The organism is Paenibacillus ehimensis NBRC 15659 (assembly GCF_004000785.1).
Lineage (GTDB): Bacteria > Bacillota > Bacilli > Paenibacillales > NBRC-103111 > Paenibacillus_G > Paenibacillus_G ehimensis.
Genome location: NZ_BILX01000044.1, coordinates 31,674 through 52,458 on the forward strand (window position 1 = coordinate 31,674; position 20,785 = coordinate 52,458).

Genomic DNA, 20,785 nt, shown 5'->3' on the forward strand with positions numbered 1-20,785 from the left:
TCCCATGAATACCGATTATATTTTAAGGAATATTCATGGGTTTCAAAGGCGGACAGCGCAAGCGCTTCTTCCAGGGCACATCTTACCTAATCTCGCTAAATTTCACGAAATATAACTAAAACACCGCCGCAATGGATCGGCTGCGTATATGAGCAGAGCTTGTCGGTATCCCTTGCGTAGCTCCTATTTCAAGCTGCGAAGGATGTCGCTCACCTTGCTGGCGATTTGCTTGTAGAATTGGTACATGTCTTCGCCGTCGACATATTCGCCGCGGTCGTAGTCGAGCGCGGACTTGGCGTCCTGGTAGGCGGCGGCCATGTCCTGCAGCTTCGTCAGCAGGCCGCTGATGTCTTCTTGGGCGGTGAGCTGCTGGCTGAGCTTCGACGATTTGCGCTGGAGCAGACCGAGGCGCTTCGCGTCGAGGGCGCGGATTTTGCGGTAAATTTCGTATTCCGGGAATTTGCCGGCCTGCATCAGGTTGACGAACGGCTCCCACGGGTCCTCGTCCGCGTCGTGGTCGTACACGTAGAGCGCGCCTTTTTTGACGATCGCGCCGGTGTACATCGCTTCGATAAACTGCTGGATGAATTTCTCCTCGTCCTGGTGGACAGCCAGCACCTGCTCCAGCTCGGCGATTTTCGCCTCGATCCGGCGGTACTTGGCCAGCTCCTCGCGGACGCGGCGCAGCAGCTCCGGCGAGCGGATCAGGTTCTCCTTCGCCATCTCCTCGTTCACGCTGCCGAAGATGTCCTTGAGACCGTCCTGCTCCAGACCGCTTGCCACAAGCGCCTTCAAGTCGGCGACGCAGCGCTTGATTTCGCCGAGGTTCGGCTTCGCCGCGTTAAGCTGCATCGGATACGCCGCCAGCTTCTGCTCCAGATCGAACGGCTTGGTGAATACGCACTCGTACCGGCCCGTCGTGCCTTGATCCGCCGACTTCTCGCGGATAATGCGCAGGGCCAGCGATTGGTCGAACACGCTGCGGACTTCGGCATTGTAGCTTTTCACACGCGCGTTTTCGTAGGTGTCGCCCCACGATTTTTCCGGGATCGGCGACGGCAGGTACGTCCAGTTCGTCTTCTCCGTCTGGACCAGATGGCGTCCGACGCCTTCCGGCTCCAGAATCGAGCGCTCGTAGCTTTCCTCGTACACTTTCAGCGGCGTGTACAGGAACAGCGGAATGCCGTTCTGGGTGTTCAGCCAGAAAACGCGGTTTTTCACTTCGCTCTCCTTGATCGTGAAGCGCGAGTTCGCGATGGCGTTGTCCTGGAAATTGCGGATGCCCTTGAAAATATTCGGCGCCTTCACCGGCACGGACACGAAGCCCCACGACGGGAAATTGAAATGGCCCGAGCTGTTGGTCAGATGGAACACCGGCTTCGCTTCCTCGTACAGCCTTCCGGCGATCTTCTGCTCCACCAGCTTCTCCAGCGAATCCTCATGGCCGTATTTGATGATCAGGAAATCCTCCATCGACTTCGTGATCAAGTCGCTGAACTGCTCGGTCAAAAACTCGGAAATCGAGGAAACGACGTCCACTTCCTGCTCCTTGATCCACTGGTTCGACTTCTCCAGCAGCTCCTGCGTAAAGTCGCGGATCAGCTCGGTGACGTTCTTCTCGTCGGTCACGTCGCCGATCAGCTTCGCCATATCCGGCACGCTGACGATGTTCCAATAGTATGTGCGATTGCCCTTGTGATCGACTTCCTCCTGCCCTTTGGTGAGAATATCGCCGTTTTTCTGGAAAATTTTATTTAATTCATTTAATATTTCAGTAAACACCTGATAAATGCGCGAGTTGTCGTTGTTGATGAGCGTGTAAAGATCCTCGTAAAACTCGATCATCTGTTCCATCCGCTCGCGGTCGGCGTGCAGCAGGTACTCCTGAATTTTCGCTTCGATGTACGCATCCTTCTTCTTATCCTTGGAGATGAACGCGCTCTTCGCTTCGGTCAGCTTCTGCATGGCGGTATCGCCCGCCGCCTCGATATCCCGCGGTATGCGGTACAGGCTTTCCTTCAGCGATTCGATGTACGACGAGATCAGCTTCAGCAGGCAGAAGCCTTTGTCCTGCAAAATGACCCGCGACACGTAGAACGGCCCCTGCTCGGGATGGCGGAACATTTTGCCCATCTGCTCGGCGAAGATCTCCCGGATTTGGCCCGGCAGCTGCTTGCGGGCCTTGATGTACTCCTCCCGGGCCCGCGACAGGTAGCTCTGCTCCAGCTCCGTGTCGATATGGACGACCTGCTGCTTCACGACGTTGTTGTAGCTGAGCCGCTCGCTGTTCTGGTAGCCGGGCAGCGGCTCCGGCACGTTTTTGTCGAATTCGCGGTGGATCGAATCAGGGTCGAGGCCCAGCTTATGCGCCAGCTTCTCGACGTCCTCCTGGCTCGGGCCCGCCTCGAACATCGTCGACATGCGCTGGAACACTTTGTACGCCAAAAACGTCGTCATTTCCTCGATCGGCAAAACCGCGGACGACGCGCCCAAAATATTGTATTGATAGTTCGCCGCATACGTCTTCGGCATCTGATTGATGTTCGTACGGATGTTGCTGATATAGTCGTGAATGGCGAATTCCTCGCCGGACTGCTTTTGCTCGCTCGCCATGAAGTTCGTGATGTTCTCCGCCGTCACGTTCATGCAGTAGTCGTACGCATTTTCGAGCAGCTTGCCTTCGAGGTTCGTCGCCGATATAAGATGCGCCAGGTTGAACGGCGGCATCGGAGAGTTGACCGTCAGAATGTTCGCGTACTGCTGCTTGAACCGGTCGCCGCGTTCGTCCACGTTCATCCAGTAGTCTAGCTCCTTGAGCGCCGCATAGCCGTTCTTCTTGATATATTCGCGCGAATGCTCGGTCAATGCCTTGTTCGCCAGATTGACGTCCGGCGTGAACAGATAGCCGAGAATGCCGACTTTGTCGACGCCGGCCGAGCCGTAGTCCCGCTCCAGAATGCCGCGCACGATATACGCGATATCGAGGAAGCAGCCGCTGCCCGTGCCGCCGGAGATGCCCGTCAGCAGGAACACCATCAGCTTCTTGTTCGTGCCGACCGACAGCGTCTTGATTTTGCGCTCGATCGTCTGGACGACCTGCACGATCTTCGTGAACAGCAGCAGCCGGCCGGCCTGCCGGACGCCCGAAGCGCCGTTGATGCCGTCCGTAATCGTCAGCTCCGGCGACAGCCATTCTTTAATGTACGGCTCCAAAATGCTGCGGTTTTGCAGCACGCTGCCGATCTCCGCGTTCGACAGCAGCACGAATTCGGTCATCGGATCGAGGCCGATGCCCTTGTACCGCTTGTTGCGATCGTGCTCGTTCGTCTCGAACGCGAGAAACTCGATGTTGTCGGGCTTCTCGCGCTTTTTCTTCGTGAACGGGTCCTCCGGCAGCTTGAACCGCCGGTTCACCTGATACTTGAGCCGCAGCAGCGCATCGATGCCGGTTCCGCCGAGACCGATGACCAGCATCGGGTTGTCGATCGTGTCGACGCGGATTTTCTCGCTGACGATGCCGCCGCCCAAGGATACGTCCAACTGCTGTATATGCTCTCTGACTACTGCTTTCATGTCCGGACTCCTCCTGTTACCAAGGCCAAATGGGATATTTATTTCAAGTATTCGACGCTTATCGACTTATTGACGTTTTGAAGCGCGATTTTGATGCGGTCGTTTGCACGAATTTCTTTTCCTTTGGCGGCATCGAACACCCGTCCGCCTTTTTCGACGACGCAGGGCGTCGCATTGTGCAGCAGCACCGTATCGTTCGGACCGGGCCGGAAAACGATATCCTTCGTTTCCGCAAACTCCGGCGCAAGCTGGAGCAGCTGATGCAGCGTCACCTTGCCCTTGAACGCGTTCAGCTTGCGGTACTGCGGATTCGTCCGCTCGCCCGTGTCCTCGTCCTTGACCTCGATCACGAGCTGCCCGACGAACCCTTTGTTCGCCTTGCGGTAAGCCGACAGCGCGTACAGGACGGCTCCCGCAAGCACAAGCACGCCGGCGATGATCGCCGCCCATACAGTCGGGCTGAGCGAGCCTTCCGCAGTCTCCTTCGCCGGCTCGGGCGCAGGCTTGGATGCCGCTCCGCCAGATTTGGCCGTGAGCTTCACGGGCGGCGTCTCGCGCAGGAAGTTCGCGCCTTCCGCCTTGATCTTAAGCTCGTAGTCGTGCGCGTCCGCGACCTTGAAGCTGCCCGCGATGCCCTGTGCGCCGATCGTCAGCGGCTTCTCCTCGGTCTTCTTCGTATCCAGGTCCGTCAAGACCGCCGACGCCTTCAAGCCCTTGTACAAATCCGCATCGGCCGTCTTTTGTCCGGCGGTCTGCAAATACGCTTTGACCTGTACTTCGTCGCCCGGCTTCAGCGTCGTCGATGCCAAGGGCTCCATCACGAGCTGGAGATCGTAATTGTAAACGAGATTAATGTTAATTTTTTCCTTCTGCACGCCTTTGACCTGCAGCTTCCAGTCGCCTTGCGCCGGGGTCAATACTTTCAATAAAGAGTAGGCGCTCGAAGCCGTATAGACGACGCGGTCCGACGGAACTTTCTGCTCTTTGCCGGACGGATCGAACAGCTTGACCTCCACCGGCTTCGAAGACATGATTGAGATGTTGGCTTCCTGCACGCTGGCGTTCGGGATCGAGACGGTCACATCCTGAAACTGCCCGTTCGCCACGAAGCCGGTGAGCGGCACAACCTTCAGCTTGAAATGGTTCGCGTAAATTTCGCTCAAAATTTGCGGCAGATTGTCCGCCGTGCTCGTGATGAACGATTTGCCCTTCGTTTCGTGGGAGATGCGCTCCAGCACCGCCTTGTTCAGCTTTCCGTCGGCATTGAGCCCGATCGTGTAGATCGGGATGCCTTTGTCCTGCGCTTTCTTGATCGCATCGGCGAGCTCTTGATCCGACTGCTGCTGCGTGCGGCCGGCGTTCAGCGAGTTGTTGCCGTCGGTCATCAGCACGATGAGCGGAACGTGTCCCTGCTCCGTGCCGGATTCGAGCACCTTCACCGCTTCGCTTACGCCGACGGCGATGTCGGTGTAAGGCCCCTTCGACAGCTTGTCGATGAACGATTTCAAGTCCTGCTTATCCGCGGCGGAGTTGATGGTGAGCAGCGCCTTCTCGCGCATCACTTGATCGGTATAGGCGACGATGCCGATTTTGTCGCCCTGCACGGAGGCCATGTCGACGAACATTTTCATCGCTTCGTTGCTGACTTTGTTGACGTCGCTCTCGTTCATGGACGTGCTGACGTCCACCGACAGAACGGCATCCATCTTCATATCGACGGCGCCCGCCGGGGCTGCCGCGGCCTGAAGCGGCATCAGGACGGCGAGCAGCAGAGCGGCGACGGGTCGGAGCAGCACTTTGATGATTTTCACGGGGTTCATTCCTCCAAACCTATGGACGGCCCGATGTCGAACCATCCCGAACCAATATGGTATAGTGTAGTAAATTGCCGTAGAGGGTAGTACAATGGAACTGCATGTCGTCTACTAATCTACATATTAACTGGTCACAAAGTAAAATTCCACTAACGAAACCTTACGGAATTCTTAAGTTATTGCCTGTTAAATTCGAAAATACCGGGGAGAGAATTATGCTGACCGTAGCTGTGTTGGCTCTTGGAGCCCTGTTTCTTCTAGCATTTTTTATGTATTGCTCTTATTGCCGGAAGCAAGACGTCCCGCTTGCGGACATCGATACCGCATTCGCCGCAAGGTTAAATCAAGGTGAACAGGGTGACGGCCATGACAACTAAAAACGCCGTTCAATTCCGCAAAACGCAGGCCACCTCGCATTTGTTCGACCGCTTGAAGCAGTGCCGGCGCTGCAGCCGGTATTCCTGCCTGTGGGACGACCGCTGCCTCTCGTGCGAAGCCGAGCAAAGCCGCAGCGCCGTTCCCGAGCAGGCCGGGGCGGTTCTGAAGCACCGCAAGCAGACCGGGATGCTGGCCGTCGGCGCGATCGGCGCCCTCGCCTTCCTGCTCGCCCGCAACGCGGAGCAGATGATTTTGTCTTTCGTCGGCGCCGCTCTGCTGCTCGCGCTGTTCGTTTTTTTGCATAAGCGCTACGAGCCTATTTTATATAGACGTACGTTAAGCCGTTTACTCCTTCGCGATCAGCAAAAAATTCGCGAAGGCCTGCTGCTCGACATCGACGATGCGGAAGCGGATCTTCGGGCGGAAGACTTTAAAACCGCTTATGAAAAGTTCCGCGAGATCGGTTATTTCATTCAAGACGACTCGATCAAAATCTTAAAGGTATACTGCCTGAACAAATTTATTTTGCGCAGCGATATGGACCTCGAGCTCAGCTCCCTTCTGCCGAACCGTTTCGACAAAGACGTCATCGAATACATGCATGAAATCGGCAAGGTGCGTCCGCAGCTGATCAACCGCGAAGCGCTCGACTACGTCATGAAATACCGGGGCATGATCGAAAGGCTTCCCGAGGGAAGAGACGTTCTGACGGCGGCGGCCGGAGCCGCGCTGCGCGTGAAGTCCAATCTGCACGCGTACCGCAGCCTGCTGCTGGACCACGCCCAGGAGCTGCCGAAGGACCGGCTGCTGCGGCTGTGCCGGCTGCTTGCCGAGCAGCCGGACGCCGACCCCGAGCTGACCCAGAAAGCGCGCGATGCCGTGAAGCTGAAATACGACTTCGACCCGGAATTCCAAGGCATCCTGTAGAAACGAAAGGAGGCTGCCTATGTCTATCTCTACGTATAAACGGTCCATCCGTTACAGAAACACCGCGATTGCCGTCCTTGTCCTCCTGCTTTTGGCGGCGGGCTTCAAAGTCTACGCCTGGTGGCAAAAAGCGGAGCTTTACCAGCAGGCGGCGGCGCAGCTTGCCGCAGGCAATGCCGTGGAAGCCGAAGAGCTGTTCCTCAAGGCGCAGAACATCGGCTTCGTCGATTATAAAGAGGCGGAAACGGCGCAGGCGCTCAGCGCTCTTCAGCCCGTTACGCAAGCGAAACGGCTGTTCTCGTCCCTGACCGACCAGATTGCTTCGGCCGTTGCCGTAAACGATGCCGGAAGCTTGGTGAAAGCGTACGAGTCGTACCAATCCGCAAAGTCGCAGGTTTCCAAGCTGGACGAAGGCTCGCAGAAGCGGTTCGCGGAAACCGCGGCGTCCTACAATATCGACGAGCGCTTCGCGGAAGCGTTCGGCTCGGTCAAGACGACGCTGATTCAAAGCGTTGAAGGCGCCATCGCCAAGAAAAAATTCGACGCCGACACCGCTGTCGGCTTCCTGCTGCAGATTCCCGCCGCCTACTATAAGGACGAAGCGGCGAAGCGGAAAGCGTTGAACCCGCTGCTGCAAAAATACGACCAAGGCCGCTTGGACGCACTCGTCAAATCCAAATCGTTGGATGAAGTGCTGAAGGAAGGCGAAGGGCTGCAAAAATTTTATAAGGATCGGGGCTGGGAGGCACCCTGGGTCGCAGCAAAACTTGAGAAGGCGGCTCAGGACACGCTGGCCAAGCTGGAGAAAAACGATCTGGGCGGCTTTCTGGCCGCTGCCAAAACCGTGCAGTCCTACAAGGAGCTCTTCGGCAACAGCAGCAAGCTGAACGGGTATATCCAATCGGTGGTGAACGGCCGTCTGGCCCGGGCGGAGCAGCTGATTGCCGCGAAAAAGTATGCGGAAGCGGACGAGCTGTACAAAACGCTCGGCGCGTACCGCGACACGTCCAAGGAGCTGCAGGCGCTCGATCAGCGCCGATTGGAAAGCGACCCGGCTGTGCTGCTTCAAAAGGCCGGCATCGAGGGCGCCCTTTCCGCCGCCACGAGTCTGAAAGGGACGAACGGCGCGCAAACGGCGGCGGCCGCCATTACGGACAAGAAAAAGCTCGTGCTCGCCCGCCTGTTCGCGGACCAGCGCATCGAGGTCGCAGAAGGTGCCGTGCCAAGCGACCTGACCGCCGTCAAAGCGATTCGTCCTGCCGACGAGCTCAGCCCGGAAGGACAGCCCGTGCTGCTGCTCGAAGCGGCTTCCAAAAAGCGGAAGGCCCGTTATGTCGCTTTCGAAGCGCACGGGTCCGAGCTTAAGCCGATTCTCGATCTGGAAGCCGATAAGCTGGAATCGGTACGTTCCGGCGTCGTAAGCGCCGATAATCCGGTACCCGAGCGGACGGAAAAGAACGGTGCGGACAAGAACAGTCAGGACAAGAACGGGACGGAAGCCCCGGGATCCCAAGCCGGAGCGAAAGCGGTCTACGAATACCGCAGCGGGCGGTATGTCTTCGTCAAGTCCGACAAGGATTTCACCGAAAACGGGGACAACGCCGGCAGGGACGTGAATGGCGACGTGAAGCAGGAAGCGGATAAAAAAGATCCGAAGGACGGGACGGCTAGGGATGCCAAAGAAGGCGCGAAGGATGCGAAGGAAGTCAAAAGCATTACGGCCAATGAGCTGCCGAAGAACAAAAACGCGAAGGTCGTGTTCCAATGCGACATCCAATCGGTTGCGGACAACCGGGCCATCGTCAAGTTCGACGATCTTTACATCGTGCTGACCGGCAAATTCAGGTTCAGCACCGGTCCGGCGGTCGTCACGGGTACGTATACTTCCACCGAGGATCTGAAGCAAGGAGGCAAGACGGTGAAAGCTTACGTCGTACAAGTATCGTCGCTTGTGCAGGACGAAGAAGCGTAAGCCGATATCCCGCATGAAAAGGGAAGACTTTCCGCCATCGGAAGCGGGGTCTTCCTTTTTTCGTTCGACACTGCAACAAATGGCCGGGCTTTTCCGTAAGAGGAGTATATCTATTGAGGATCGAGGTTTGAAGAGCCGTGTTCGATGATGATGCTTTATTGAAGAAAATTCGGGACCATTTTCAATTGCCGGTGTTCGCCGGGTTGAACCGGGTGCAGCACGAAGAGGACCCGGACGACCTGCGCATCGTCTATAAAGCAACGACAGCCGACGGACGGAGCTATGCCGTGCGGATGATGTCCAACCCCTATTCGACCTTGGAGGACCTTGCCGGGCAAGCCTCCCTCTGCGGACTGCTTTCCGGCGGCGGACTGAACGTCCCTTCACGCTTGTACGGAAGCGACGGACGCCCTTATCTGACTTTGTCGTGGAACGGGCGCGAGGTTTGGGCGACCGTGGAAACCTGGCTGCCGGGAAAAGAACCGGAAAGCTTGACGATCGCGCTCGCGGAACAAGCCGGAGAATGGCTTGGAGCCATGCACCGGCTTGCCGGTCAGGCACCGACGCCGGTCCCTTTTACCTCCGGGAGTCCGTGGAGCCTGTTCGGCCCGGAGGACGAGCTGGATCAGGATGCCCAAGCCTTGGAAAACGCGCTTCGGGCTAGCGCCGCAGAGCCCTTGCTGGTAGGCGAGGTTTTCGCCCTGTACCGTCAAAAACGCTCCAAGCTCCGGGCATGTTGGCCCGAGCTACCGGGCGGTCCGGTGCAGGGAGATTTTTCTTTAAACAATCTGCTTGTGGATGAAAACGGACGTCTGTGCGGCGTGATTGACTTTCATCTGGCGGGAACCGACGTTTTTGTCGGTCATTTGGCGGGAGAAGCGTCGTTTTTGGCTTACGCGGCGGATAAGGAGGAAGGAGCGGAGACTCCGGAAGAGCTGGGAGACCGGTATCTGAATGCGCTGCTGTCAGGCTACGAGCGGAGCCGTCCTCTGAACACGCGGGAACGGAGCGTGCTGAACGACTTGATTGTTGTGCGCAGGGCTTTCGCGTGCTATCAGGTGGACGACGTGCTCGGCGACCTAAAGGCGGGCCGGATGGAACAGGTCAACCGCCAATTGCAGCGCATGCTGGTTTATTTGAATAAAGACTACTGCCCCGCTTTCCCGCGCTGAGGGGAATCCGCAGGCGCCCCGCTTTCCCGGCCGGCTTCCCGGGCCGTTTTCTGACGATGATTCCGCAAAGGCAGCGTAAAGCCGAACGGCTTGCAGGACGGCTTTCGTTTGCCGTGACGGTTAAAATGAAGCGTGGCGTTGATTTCACCACCCAAAATCATCACGATGCTCGACAAATACAGCCACGTCAAAAGCACGATAATGCCGCCGATACTGCCATACGTTTTCGTGTAGCTGCCGAAATGATTGACATAATAGGAGAACAACAGCGAAGCGGCGACCCATCCGGCCGTGGCGAACAATCCGCCGGGCAGCACTTCGCTGAACGTTAGCCGCAAATTCGGCGTATAGCGGTATAGGAGGACAAATACGACAGCGATAGTCACGAGCGGTATCGCATATTGGATGAGCCCCCATAGCAAATCGAAATTTCCCGGGAAATGCACAAATTTGTAAACCGAGGCCCCGACGATCTTGCCGAAGATTAGCAATACGAACGTAAACAAAACGACAATCGCCAGAACAAGGGTAAACAGAACGGAGATTCCTTTAGCCTTCCAGAGCGGACGGCTCTCTTCCACGTCATACGCCTTATTCAGCGCCTTCATTACGGCACTGATGCCGTTGGAGGCCGACCACAAAGCGGCAAGCAATCCGATGGAAAGCACGGAGCCGCTGCGCGACCTTTGAATTTCCCCGAACGCATCCGCCACCGCCCGGCTCGACAAATCCGGCATCATTCGGGCCATGCTGTCGATGACCTCGGATGCCGAAATGTCGGTGAAGCTAAGAAGCGAAATGACGAAAATAAGAAACGGAAAGAAAGCTAAAATCAAATAGTAAGTAAGCTGCGCCCCCAATGCGGGCACCTCGTCGTCTTGAAAGCGGCAGTACAGCTGCTGCAAAAAGGCCGCGAGGCCCATCCGCCGCTTCGCGTATCTCGGGCCGAAGGACGGCTGCGAAGCGTTGTCGATTCGCGTCCCGCGGAACGAAGCGCCCTTTCGATCCCCAGGCTCTACGGTTCTCGCCATAACTCCTTCCTCCTTCTGCTGCCCGTCAAGATGTAGCTTGGAAAGTTATGCTTGGATAGTTACTTAACCGTAAAGGACTCTGGATGAATCAAGGGCGGCGGAACCGGACCCCGGCTTGTCTCCCGCACCACGCCCGGCGCTTTGCGGGAATCAGATGGGAGAACGCTGCTTTTCCATAAACCCGGCGGCATCTTGGTCGGCCTTGCTCTGATTGCATGCATAACAGGAGCATACGCAGTTCACCGGCGTCGTATGGCCTCCCTTGGATTTCGGGACGATATGGTCGATCGTATCGCCGTATCCGCCGCAATAGCGGCACGTATAACGGTCCCGGGTCATAATCATATTCCGGAAATCGTCGTTGCTGTACAGCCGGCGAATCATGTATGGCGTAACAACGACGGCCGCTTGTTCCTCCACTAACAGCACCGCAAGGCTCCATTCGATCTCTTGCATCCATGGCCTGCCGTTGTTGCTCTTCCCCTTCATGCGAATCATGCCCTGTCTGTCTTGTCTCAGCAGCTTCGCCGCACGCGGCACCGGGGGTGCTTGCGGGGCTTGCACGGCCGGCTTGCGCCGCTCGCATTTGCGGCATACGCTTTTGCGGGATGCTCCGCTTGCTTTCCGGCCGCCCCGGGGCGGGAACTGGCGGTAATATTTGCTTTGTCCGCAGCGTTTGCACGATTTGTACAAGCTGCAGTATGCTCCGATCATGTTGTTCCTCTTCTTTTCGTCTGACATCGCTAAGTTATAGTATAACAGGTTTGGCGGGCTTTCCGCATATTCCATTCTTTAACGCCTCTTACCGTTGATTCTGTACATCATTAACGGCGCAAAAAAAAGCCGGAGAAGTCCTCTCCGGGTAATGTTGAGAAAGTGGTCAGATGAGATAATAGAGGGTTACGATGGGGGGGTATCCACTTTCGACCGCTACTCCACCCCGCAAAGTGAAGTTGAATCAGGGAAGCTTAGTCCGAGTACTTTGCGGGGCCCCCGGGTCCTCGGGTAAAGCCGCTGAATGGCGGACATTTCCCGAAGACCAAGGCGGCCGCTATCGCTTCTCCAGTGGATCCCCCACCTCCGCATGCATCTCTATTTTTGTAAACGACCACTTTCTCAACACCCTGGCCGGAGTGTCCCTCTTCGGTCAAAGTGCCGTAAGCGTTCGGCCTTTCGGCATTACCCGCTAACCTCCGTTTGCGATTTAACGCCGGGCTGCACCGTAATTTGCTTATAGAGCATGAAAAAAATAACGACCACGACAACCTCGAACGCGCCTGCCCAAAAGTACATCTGCCGGACCCCGAGACGGTCGGTCAGAAAGCCGGTAAAAAAGCGGGACAACGGTGTAGAAGTCATGCTAATCGCCGCAAACAGACTGCCGACCCGCGCCATGTAGCGGTTAGGCACTTCTTTTTGCATCATCGTGCGGATAAAAATGTTGACCAACGCCGTACAGACGCTCAGCCAAGCGAAGTTTAGACATAAAAATACAAGAGTCGAAGAAAAGCAGACCGTTAAAATCGCCACTCCCTGCCCCAAAAATCCGAGAAGCACATAAAGAAAGGACGGCTGCTTTACGCTTTTTACCGACAATAAACTGCCGCAGACGATCCCGGCGGCGGCCTGCCAAGTATAAATATACGACATATGCTGCGCATCCCAGTTCATGCTTTTCATTAAAAACGGAAGCAATAAGCCGTTGCTGTTCGCCCCGATATTTACACAAAAAATAAGCCACAGGAGCGTCATCATCAGTCGGCTGTTCCGAATAAAGATCCAGCCCTCCGTAAGGCTTTGCTTGTAATGCTTCCATTTGCCTGATTCCGCTTTAGGTTCGGTTTGCGTCTTTTGGATACGAACGAATAAGAGAAGTAATGCCGATGCCGTATAGCATCCGGCCATACAAAGGAAGGAAGCTTGAATGCCGAGCAGATTCATGCATAATGCGCTAATGGAAGGGGCAATCAGGGACAAGATGCGGGCAAGGGTGTACCATACGCCGTTCATTCGGCTTAAGTGGTCCTCGGACACAAGCTGGGGCTTAATCGTCTCCACCGCGGGATAAAAGCTGGCATCCGTGATGGCAAAAGCGATAGCGATCAGCAGAAGCACATACAAGGACGGGGCCTGGGTCATGCTCACAAGCATCAATCCGATCATCAGGAGCGCGCGTATGACATTGGAGCCGGCGATGATTTTTTTGGCTCCCCACACATCGACCCAGGCCCCGCAAAATATGCTGGCGGCAAATTGGGTGATCCCGCTGACCAGCATAATCGTCCCCATATATTGAACGGACTGTGTCGCCGATGCGATATACCAGGAAAAAACAAAAAAGTAAAGCAAGTCCCCGATGCTGCTTACCATTCCACATGCGACAAAAGCAAAGAAATTTTTGTTGAGCATGGGTTGCTTCCCTTTCTCATGCATCCTAAGCGTTTGCGGAAGTGGCCTGCTTCTGCACCGCCATTTTGCGTTTTTCCTTGCCGACGATGCGGATCACGTCTTTAATTTTGGACTTTAACGGGGGACAGGGGGCTACCCCCTTCTCGATCCGCACGAGCGGACAGGACGCGCCTTGACAGGAGGGACGCAGGAAGCAGGATTTACAGCCCGAATCCTCCGACTCGTCGTTCATAATCCACAGCGCGTGCTTATCGGCGTCGAGCCGCATTTGTCCGTCCGGCGTAATGCGCCCGATTTGATTGTTTTCGTTGTACAAAGCGACGGTGCATTTGTAGACGATGCCGTCCGAGCCAATCACAAAGGAGTTGGATTTGGCCGCATAGCAAACGTAGCCACCCGGTTTCAAAATGTCTTCCAGGTCATTGTTAAGCCCTTCTTCCAATCCCATCGTGCACAAATCCAATTGATGCTTCACCGATTCCTTGAGCGACAGCACTTCCAGATTCTCATCGTTGTCTCCCCCCCATTTGCCGATGGGGAAATAATCGATGCGGAACCGTGGGTCCTCTCCGAAATGCGCACGGAGCTTTTGGATAAAGCTCGGAATCTGATGCACATTCGTCTGGTCAAAGTTAATGCGTATTTTACAGCGGAACGGTTCGGGGCGTTCCTTGAGGTGCAGCAGGTTTTGAAAAATCGTTTCGAACGTGGGAGCGCCGTTCTGCAAATACCGGTTGGCGTTATGCTGCTCGGCATCGCCGTCCAACGTAATTTGGAAAGCAAATACGCGACAGGCAAACAGCCGCTCGATATTTTTCTTCGTCAACAGGTATGCATTTGTGGTCATGTTTGACCGGTATTGAACTCCATTTTGTTCGCACAGGGGGATAACGTACTGCGATATTTCTTCTATAGCGTCAAGCGCAAGGAGGGGCTCGCCTCCAAACCAGCTCATGTGCAACCGGTTGAGAAAACGAACCTTGTGCTGGAGAAATGTTTTGACTCCTTGAATGACCTCCGGCTGCAGCTTGCCTTTTTCAAATTTTTCATAACAATATTTGCATCGGAAGTTGCACTGCTCGGTCGTCAAAAAGATGAGTCTGAGCTTCTGCTCGCTTCTTCCGACCATTTCATGCAGCATGCGGGCGCGAAAAAACTCGTTGATGTCCTCGCGGACGATAAAGCCTTGCTTCTTGAGGACGGCAGCCAGCCCATCCAACGGTTCATCCGCTCCATGCTTGAGCAGTTGATCGACATAGGGAACCTGCTCGTCCGAGATATGCATAAAAGCGCCCGACATCGTATTCGTGATGTACATGCTTCCATCCGGCTCCACCGCCTTGATGTTATAACGAGAGGCGCGATAACGAGTACTTTTGGTGGAATTTTCACGCTTCGGAAGTACTGTAAATGGCTCCAATTCATTCACCGCCCTATTTTACGAGTTAGAAGAGCTGGAAACGAATGTTTCCAGCTCCGTCGTTACTAGCAACCGTTACAGTTGTCATTTGCATCGCTTTCTTTGTCATCAATAATCGAAGACAATTCCGCCAAATCCACAGCCTCGTCCAATACGTCTACGCCATGAAAAATTACGGCATTTTCCATTTTCATATGATATCACCTCCTTTCATTGAAGAAAAAGATGGAGCATCATGTGGTCATACAATAAAGTTCATACATGTTGTGTATGTATTTCGCGCAGGTATAAGGATTGGGCGGATGGCCCCCCGACATTTTTTCTCCCGTCGCGGTAACGGTTACATTTCCATCCGGAATGGCGACGCGGTGGCCCAGATCGAGCAGCTTTTGCACATTGGCTTGTACGACCGCCGTGTTGTACATGTTCATATTCATCGTAGGGAAAAACAAGACGGGTCTTGGAAAACAAAGGATGAGCATCGTAAGGAGATTATCGGTGATTCCGTTGGCAGCTTTGGCTAACGTGTTGGCGGTGCAGGGCAGCACGACGAACATGTCCGCCCAAGAGGCTAGAAAAGAGTGAGGCACGGCGACGTCATACGCAGGGTCGAGCATTTTTTGATAGACTTTCCCTTCGATATGTGCGCCCAAGAATTGCGGGTTGATGAAGTTGGAAACATTTTCCGAAACGACGACCCTTATTTCGGCTTGCAGCTTTTCCTGAAAAATCCGTATATAATACGGCAATTCGATAATCGCCGAAGAGGCGCTTGCTCCGATCAGCAGCTTCATAGATCCCCCTCCTTGGTACAATCCAAATCAATTCGGCGCGTCGTTGCGAACGAAAATGTAATCGCTTCCATTTGGGAATTTAAAAAAAGCGACGAGGGGAGTTCCTATAAATTCGTCTGCCTGTTGTCGAGTCTCTTAATTAAGATTTTCGATTGTGGAGTTCTTGAAACATAATATACACCATGTGGACATGGTTGTAAATTACTTTTTGAATAAAATATTACTTTTTTAGTTTTTTTGTTAATTATTATAAATATATCCCTACTCAATATACAAAAAAAGATCTCCTTGTCGGAGACCTTCCGGCTAAGCAACTGTTCTCTCGATATCCGTCCTATCTATCCGGCACAACCCGATAAACCTTTTTCTTCCCTATATTTTGCAAAATGCGGGTTGGCACACATGACATTTTCAACACATCCGTTATCCCTTTTGCATTTTTCGTTAAGGTTAACATCAAGATGGCTCCTCGCAGTCTGGCGGTATGCCGGGGAAGTTCGGTGGATACGAAATTTCCTAGAGAAGACGCCGCTACCCGATTTCTAATGTGCCCGTCGATGTCCTTCGCCTTAAACATCCTTATCGGATGCAGCACATGAGGATGCGCTCCCAGCACTACATTCACACCCTGTTTAAACAGCAGCTGCATGAGCCGGATTTGGTTGCGGTCGGGATACGTTCGAAATTCTTTCCCGAAATGCAGGCAAGCAATGATAAAATCTGTTCTGCCCTTCAAGCTGCGCACGTCCGCTATTATTTTTTTCCGGTTGAGCCTGTTGACGTACCACGGCTTCGGCACCGGGATCCCGTTCGTTCCTTTCGTATAAGCCAATATTCCGATTTTTATTCCCTTTACGTTAACAATCAGTTTCCGGCGGGCTTCCCGGGCGGAGCGATATGTGCCCGTATGCCGCAGACCGTGTCGATCGAGGACGTTTAATGTTCGCTTCAAACCGGATAGTTTTCCGTCCATGCAATGGTTATTGGCTGTGCCTAATACATCGAAGCCCAAGTTCCGGAGCGCGGCAGCGAATTCGTCCGGGGAGTTGAACAACAGTTTTCCGGGCTCTCCGCGAAATTTATTGCCGGAGAAGGTCGTCTCCAGATTGCCTATCGTTAAATCGGATTTCCGCAGATAAGGTTTCACTTTGGCGAAAATAGGGGCGAATCCGCCTTCCCGTGCGGCCGAGGCGATCATCTTCTTTTTCATCAACAAATCCCCGACTGCGGCGATTGTGATTTTCGTCAATCCACCCACTCCTTTCATGATTACACCTTATGCGATAGAAAAGCGAAATGCTTGTAAGTTGGGCCACCGATACGGCCAGAAGAAAAAAGCCCACGCCTGCATCGGCTTGAGCTTTCGTATTCTAACTCTCTATAGCTTGACGCTTTTCATGGATCGTTTCCGCCGCCGCGCTATCGTTCTTCATCAGCTGACTATTTTGGTCATAATAAAGTCCAATTGCTCTTCATCCCCCATATAAAAAGAGTGGGCTCCAGTTTGAACAAACCCCATTTTCTTATAAAAAGCAATCGCATTTTCATTTTTTTCCCACACGCCTAGCCAGATTTTCGTTTTATTCTGTTCCATCGCAATTTCCATAGCTTTATTTAGCAAATATTTACCTAACCCATGTTTTTGAAATTTGTTCTTTATATAAATCCTCTCGATTTCCAGGGATTCATCCCCCATTTCTTCGGACTGGGCATCATTGGTATTAAGCTTTAAATATCCGGCGACTTCATGATGAAAATAAACAAAAAAGAATTGCGAAGAAATATTGGATAATTCTTTTTCTAATTGTTCTAAGTTAAATGCCCTTTCCAAGTAGGCATTCATATTTTCGGGCGAATTCTGATGCTTAAATGTCTCGTTAAACGTTTCATAACTAATTTCTTGAAGTTGGCGTAAATCTTCAAGGGTACACTTTTTTATATTTATAGTCATATGCCGCTCCTTTAGATAATCAATAATTTCTCTTGTTTCCCTTTTTTACAAATTCCCAGTCTTTTTCTATATTTTTTCTTACTCTTTGAAGAAGATTGAACATGGTTTCTGCTTCTCTTTCGGAAAATCCCTCTAGTGCAACGATATTGGAATAATCATGTTCTCTTTTTATAAATGGATAAACCTTTTCCCCTTTCTCTGTTGGAAACAGTTTTTTAATTTTTTTGTTATGTTTATCTTCTTTCTTTTCAATAAAGCCGTTCATTTCAAGTTTTTGTATAGCACGAGCTGCTGTTGTTCGATCCACTTTTATCATCTCGGCTAACTTTTCTTGGATGATTCCCGGGTTTTCACATATTCGCACAAGGTACAAATACTGCCCTTTGGTAAGGTCATATTCTTTAAATTCGATATTACTTATCGAATCTAATGCCCTTGCGATCATTCCGATTTCACGAAGAATTTCCTTCATAATGAACTCCTTAGCACATCTTTTTGTTGCAAATGCGACAAAAACGGTATACATTAAATGTAACCTAATTTTGTTGTATTTGCAATAAAAAAACGATAAAGAGGCCGATTAAAGTGAAATATGTTTTTTATGTATTAGGAATTTTAATATTAACCCTTGGTATTTCTTTCACGATCCAATCAGACCTTGGAACTTCCCCTTTTGATGCACTTTTGGTAGGACTGTCCATAAATGTGGGGCTTACTGTGGGAAGCTGGGAAATCATAATAGCTTTACTATTGATCTGCTGCAATTCATTTTTAAAAAGACAAAGACCGGAAGTTTTGGGGTTGTTAACGGCATTTATAACGGGCATTGGGATTGATATGTGGCTTTTTTTGTTGCACAATTTGATAACGCCCGAACAATGGTACAGCAAAGCTGTTTGTTTTGGAATCGGCCTAGTTGTTATAGGGTTAGGAACTGCAACCTATTTGCACACAAATTTTGCACCGATTCCAGTTGACCGGTTAACATTAATCCTACAGGAATTAACCAGAACAAATCTATTTGTTTCGAGAACGTTCATTTACCTCGTATTCTTGATCATGGCAATGATTTTAAATGGACCCATTGGCATTGGAACTTTATTAACCGTTTGTTTAGGGGGATTACTACTTAATTACTTTATGCCATTAACTGAAAAAGTATTAGACCGCATATTAACACACTCTAGTACATCGCGAAATGTATGATCCCTTTACCCAAATCAATTACGATAGATTAGCAATAGACCAGGACGGCCTATAGACAAGGAGTCCCGGTCTATTCCTTTATGATCACCGAACACCAGCAGCTTACCGATGGGGCCGGAAAAGAAGACGGCAAGCTGCGCCGGCCCGGATGCGGCTTTCGAGCGACTTCTTCCCTGGCTGGAAATATTTTATCCAACCGGACGGGTCTAAGGGAGACGGCTAAATCCTTCGATAAATCGGGGCCTGTTCGCTCAAAAGGGTAAAATCCGGCGTTTGTCCGGTTTGTCAATCCGGCGAGATATTCCTATACTGTAATTAGTGGCATATGCAACTATTTTGAGAGCGGGAGGAAGCCGAATGATCGATCAGCGCAATACGATTACAAGGTGGGTATCGCTCCTGTACCGCTACGGACAAATGTACATCGGCGAGCGGCTCAAAGCGCATGGCATCGGCAAAGGCCAGCATATTTTCCTGAACGCGCTGTATAAAGAAGACGGCCTCAGCCAAGAGGAGCTGTCGAGCTATTTGAAAATCGATAAAGGAACGACGGCCAAAGCGCTGAAAAAGCTGGAAGCGCAAGGCTATGTGCTGCGGCAGGTGCGGGAGGAGGACAAGCGTTCTTACCGCGTCTTTTTGACGGAAAAGGCTTGGCGGATCAAGGACGAGGTGCGCGGGGTGCTCACCGACTGGAGGCACATTCTGTCCGACGGCTTGACGGAGGAGGAGCAGCGGCTCGCCCTGGAGCTGCTGGAGAAGATGGGCGGCAATGCGGCCCGGTTTATCGGGGAAAACGACAGGACGCCGAAAGCTTAGGCAGCAAAAATTCATTTTGAAGGCAGGTGAACGCTTGTGAATCTAAGGCATGCGGGGATGAGGGTCGTCAATAATAACTTTCATGCCCTGACCCATAAAAACTACCGTTACTTTTGGTTTGGACAATGCGTTTCCCTGATCGGCACCTGGATGCAAAACATCGGCCAATCCTGGCTGGTGCTGACGCTGACAGGCTCGCCCCTTCTGCTGGGGCTGGTAGGGACAATCCAATTTTTGCCGATAACCTGCTTTTCGTTATTCGCGGGAGCGCTCATCGACAAGTTTCCGAAACGGAATATACTGATTGTAACCCAGACGGTGTCGATGCTGCTGGCCCTGATCCTGTCCGCGCTCGTTTTTACGGGCACCGTCAAGTACGGCTACATTCTGGTCCTCGCCTTCCTGCTCGGGCTAACGAACACGTTCGACATGCCGACTCGGCAGGCGTTCAATATCGAGATCGTCGGCAAGGAAGACTTAATGAACGCGATTGCGCTCAATTCGACGACCTTCAATCTGGCCCGTATTGTGGGACCGGCGATCGGCGCCGGCATGATGGCTTACCTCGGGGCCGGGTGGTGCTTTCTGCTGAACGGGCTCAGCTTCGTGGCCGTCATCTACGGGCTGCTGCAAATCCGTACGACGCCTTACGTCCGCGAGAAGAAAAAAGACATCGGGCTGCTCAAGGAGATTAAGGACGGCATCGTATACATCTCCAAGGACCGGCTGCTGGCGCGCACACTGCTGCTCGTTACCGTCGTCGGGACGATGGCCTATAACTTCAGCGTGCTGATCCCCGTCTTCACGAAAGACGTGCTGCATATGCAGGAGAAAACATACGGGCTGATGATGTCCTGCCTCGGTGTCGGGTCGCTGATCGGAGCGCTGACGATGTCGTTCCGCAGCAAAAAAGGCCCCCGGCTGTCCTTGATCATCGCTTGCTGCATCCTTATCTCCGTATTCCTGCTGTTGAACGGGATGACCGGCTCGGTGTACATGTTCGGGCTGCTGCTGGCGCTGCAGGGCTTCTGCAACATCCTGTTCGCGACCAACTGCAACTCGTCCCTGCAAATTCACTCGAAGGACGAGTACCGGGCCCGGGTCATGAGCGTGTATTCGCTCGTCTTCGCCGGCTCGACGCCGGTCGGCAACCTGTTCGCCGGCTATGCGGCCGATCATTACGGGGCTAACGGCGCATTCTTCCTTTGCGGCTTGTTCTGCCTGATTCCGTGTCTGATCATTATCCTGGCGTTCCGCAACAAAGCGAACGAGCCCGAAGAGCCCGCTGCGGCGTGAGATCGGCGAAAAGCCCCGTTCCGGTT

17 protein-coding genes are annotated in these 20,785 nt (G+C 53.0%); 6 read left to right on the forward strand and 11 right to left on the reverse strand.

The genetic code is table 11. The features are described 5' to 3' along the window. Window positions 1–183: 183 nt before the first annotated feature. Window positions 184–3,573 carry a tubulin-like doman-containing protein gene (locus tag PEH01S_RS22105; RefSeq protein ID WP_127488056.1) on the reverse strand — a complete coding sequence of 1,130 codons (3,390 nt, stop codon included), beginning with the start codon at window positions 3,571–3,573 and terminating at the stop codon, window positions 184–186. A 38-nt stretch (window positions 3,574–3,611) separates the two neighbouring features. Continuing rightward, window positions 3,612–5,327, reverse strand: a complete 1,716-nt coding sequence (locus PEH01S_RS22110; protein WP_407669464.1) for a vWA domain-containing protein — start codon at window positions 5,325–5,327, stop codon at window positions 3,612–3,614. 426 nt (window positions 5,328–5,753) lie between these two features. Here PEH01S_RS22110 and PEH01S_RS22115 point away from each other — a divergent pair, with 426 nt between their 5' ends. From PEH01S_RS22115 to PEH01S_RS22125, 3 genes are all read left to right on the forward strand, one after another. Beyond that, the gene (locus PEH01S_RS22115) at window positions 5,754–6,692 is read left to right on the forward strand and encodes a hypothetical protein (protein WP_025849403.1); all 939 of its coding nucleotides are present in this window, start codon (window positions 5,754–5,756) and stop codon (window positions 6,690–6,692) included. 19 nt (window positions 6,693–6,711) lie between these two features. After that, window positions 6,712–8,664, forward strand: coding sequence for a hypothetical protein (locus PEH01S_RS22120; RefSeq protein WP_127488068.1), 1,953 nt, complete (start codon window positions 6,712–6,714; stop codon window positions 8,662–8,664). 137 nt (window positions 8,665–8,801) lie between these two features. After that, complete coding sequence (locus tag PEH01S_RS22125; protein WP_127488070.1) at window positions 8,802–9,836, forward strand: phosphotransferase enzyme family protein; 1,035 nt, start codon at window positions 8,802–8,804, stop codon at window positions 9,834–9,836. Here PEH01S_RS22125 and PEH01S_RS22130 read toward each other — a convergent pair. From PEH01S_RS22130 to PEH01S_RS22165, 9 genes are all read right to left on the reverse strand, one after another. After that, window positions 9,812–10,867, reverse strand: coding sequence for a YihY/virulence factor BrkB family protein (locus PEH01S_RS22130; protein WP_127488072.1), 1,056 nt, complete (start codon window positions 10,865–10,867; stop codon window positions 9,812–9,814). The genes PEH01S_RS22125 and PEH01S_RS22130 overlap by 25 nt on opposite strands. Window positions 10,868–11,017: 150 nt before the next feature. Beyond that, on the reverse strand, window positions 11,018–11,581 hold the full coding sequence (locus PEH01S_RS22135; protein ID WP_025849399.1) for an HNH endonuclease: 564 nt from the start codon (window positions 11,579–11,581) through the stop codon (window positions 11,018–11,020). 465 nt (window positions 11,582–12,046) lie between these two features. Beyond that, window positions 12,047–13,276, reverse strand: a complete 1,230-nt coding sequence (locus PEH01S_RS22140; RefSeq protein WP_164827985.1) for an MFS transporter — start codon at window positions 13,274–13,276, stop codon at window positions 12,047–12,049. Window positions 13,277–13,301: 25 nt separating this feature from the next. Beyond that, window positions 13,302–14,594, reverse strand: a complete 1,293-nt coding sequence (locus PEH01S_RS22145; RefSeq protein WP_025849397.1) for a radical SAM/SPASM domain-containing protein — start codon at window positions 14,592–14,594, stop codon at window positions 13,302–13,304. 167 nt (window positions 14,595–14,761) lie between these two features. Further along, window positions 14,762–14,890, reverse strand: a complete 129-nt coding sequence (locus PEH01S_RS35865) for a hypothetical protein (protein WP_281281511.1) — start codon at window positions 14,888–14,890, stop codon at window positions 14,762–14,764. Between the two features lie 39 nt (window positions 14,891–14,929). Beyond that, window positions 14,930–15,490: a flavoprotein gene (locus PEH01S_RS22150; protein ID WP_127488076.1), complete on the reverse strand. Its 561-nt coding sequence runs from the start codon at window positions 15,488–15,490 to the stop codon at window positions 14,930–14,932. Between the two features lie 334 nt (window positions 15,491–15,824). Beyond that, window positions 15,825–16,748, reverse strand: coding sequence for a CapA family protein (locus PEH01S_RS22155; RefSeq protein WP_246063032.1), 924 nt, complete (start codon window positions 16,746–16,748; stop codon window positions 15,825–15,827). Window positions 16,749–16,922: 174 nt separating this feature from the next. After that, window positions 16,923–17,441, reverse strand: coding sequence for a GNAT family N-acetyltransferase (locus PEH01S_RS22160; protein ID WP_127488078.1), 519 nt, complete (start codon window positions 17,439–17,441; stop codon window positions 16,923–16,925). A gap of 19 nt (window positions 17,442–17,460) precedes the next feature. After that, window positions 17,461–17,913 (reverse strand): MarR family winged helix-turn-helix transcriptional regulator, encoded by a 453-nt coding sequence (locus tag PEH01S_RS22165; protein ID WP_025849393.1) that lies wholly within the window; start codon window positions 17,911–17,913, stop codon window positions 17,461–17,463. A gap of 113 nt (window positions 17,914–18,026) precedes the next feature. Here PEH01S_RS22165 and PEH01S_RS22170 point away from each other — a divergent pair, with 113 nt between their 5' ends. The 3 genes from PEH01S_RS22170 to PEH01S_RS22180 all read left to right on the forward strand — a co-directional run bounded on the left by PEH01S_RS22170 (window position 18,027) and on the right by PEH01S_RS22180 (window position 20,759). Beyond that, window positions 18,027–18,647 carry a YczE/YyaS/YitT family protein gene (locus PEH01S_RS22170; RefSeq protein ID WP_127488080.1) on the forward strand — a complete coding sequence of 207 codons (621 nt, stop codon included), beginning with the start codon at window positions 18,027–18,029 and terminating at the stop codon, window positions 18,645–18,647. Window positions 18,648–19,004: 357 nt separating this feature from the next. Further along, window positions 19,005–19,463 (forward strand): MarR family winged helix-turn-helix transcriptional regulator, encoded by a 459-nt coding sequence (locus PEH01S_RS22175; protein WP_025849392.1) that lies wholly within the window; start codon window positions 19,005–19,007, stop codon window positions 19,461–19,463. A 36-nt stretch (window positions 19,464–19,499) separates the two neighbouring features. Further along, window positions 19,500–20,759, forward strand: coding sequence for an MFS transporter (locus tag PEH01S_RS22180; protein WP_246063031.1), 1,260 nt, complete (start codon window positions 19,500–19,502; stop codon window positions 20,757–20,759). Window positions 20,760–20,785: the final 26 nt, after the last annotated feature.

Bases quoted from the DNA above. Each gene is read 5' to 3' on its own strand.
- PEH01S_RS22105 (WP_127488056.1), bottom strand. From the start codon at position 3,573: ATGAAAGCAGTAGTCAGAGAGCATATACAGCAGTTGGACGTATCCTTG.
- PEH01S_RS22110 (WP_407669464.1), bottom strand. From the start codon at position 5,327: ATGCCGCTTCAGGCCGCGGCAGCCCCGGCGGGCGCCGTCGATATGAAG.
- PEH01S_RS22115 (WP_025849403.1), top strand. From the start codon at position 5,754: ATGACAACTAAAAACGCCGTTCAATTCCGCAAAACGCAGGCCACCTCG.
- PEH01S_RS22120 (WP_127488068.1), top strand. From the start codon at position 6,712: ATGTCTATCTCTACGTATAAACGGTCCATCCGTTACAGAAACACCGCG.
- PEH01S_RS22130 (WP_127488072.1), bottom strand. From the start codon at position 10,867: ATGGCGAGAACCGTAGAGCCTGGGGATCGAAAGGGCGCTTCGTTCCGC.
- PEH01S_RS22135 (WP_025849399.1), bottom strand. From the start codon at position 11,581: ATGATCGGAGCATACTGCAGCTTGTACAAATCGTGCAAACGCTGCGGA.
- PEH01S_RS22140 (WP_164827985.1), bottom strand. From the start codon at position 13,276: ATGCTCAACAAAAATTTCTTTGCTTTTGTCGCATGTGGAATGGTAAGC.
- PEH01S_RS22145 (WP_025849397.1), bottom strand. From the start codon at position 14,594: ATGTACATCACGAATACGATGTCGGGCGCTTTTATGCATATCTCGGAC.
- PEH01S_RS35865 (WP_281281511.1), bottom strand. From the start codon at position 14,890: ATGAAAATGGAAAATGCCGTAATTTTTCATGGCGTAGACGTATTGGAC.
- PEH01S_RS22150 (WP_127488076.1), bottom strand. From the start codon at position 15,490: ATGAAGCTGCTGATCGGAGCAAGCGCCTCTTCGGCGATTATCGAATTG.
- PEH01S_RS22160 (WP_127488078.1), bottom strand. From the start codon at position 17,441: ATGACTATAAATATAAAAAAGTGTACCCTTGAAGATTTACGCCAACTT.
- PEH01S_RS22165 (WP_025849393.1), bottom strand. From the start codon at position 17,913: ATGAAGGAAATTCTTCGTGAAATCGGAATGATCGCAAGGGCATTAGAT.
- PEH01S_RS22175 (WP_025849392.1), top strand. From the start codon at position 19,005: ATGATCGATCAGCGCAATACGATTACAAGGTGGGTATCGCTCCTGTAC.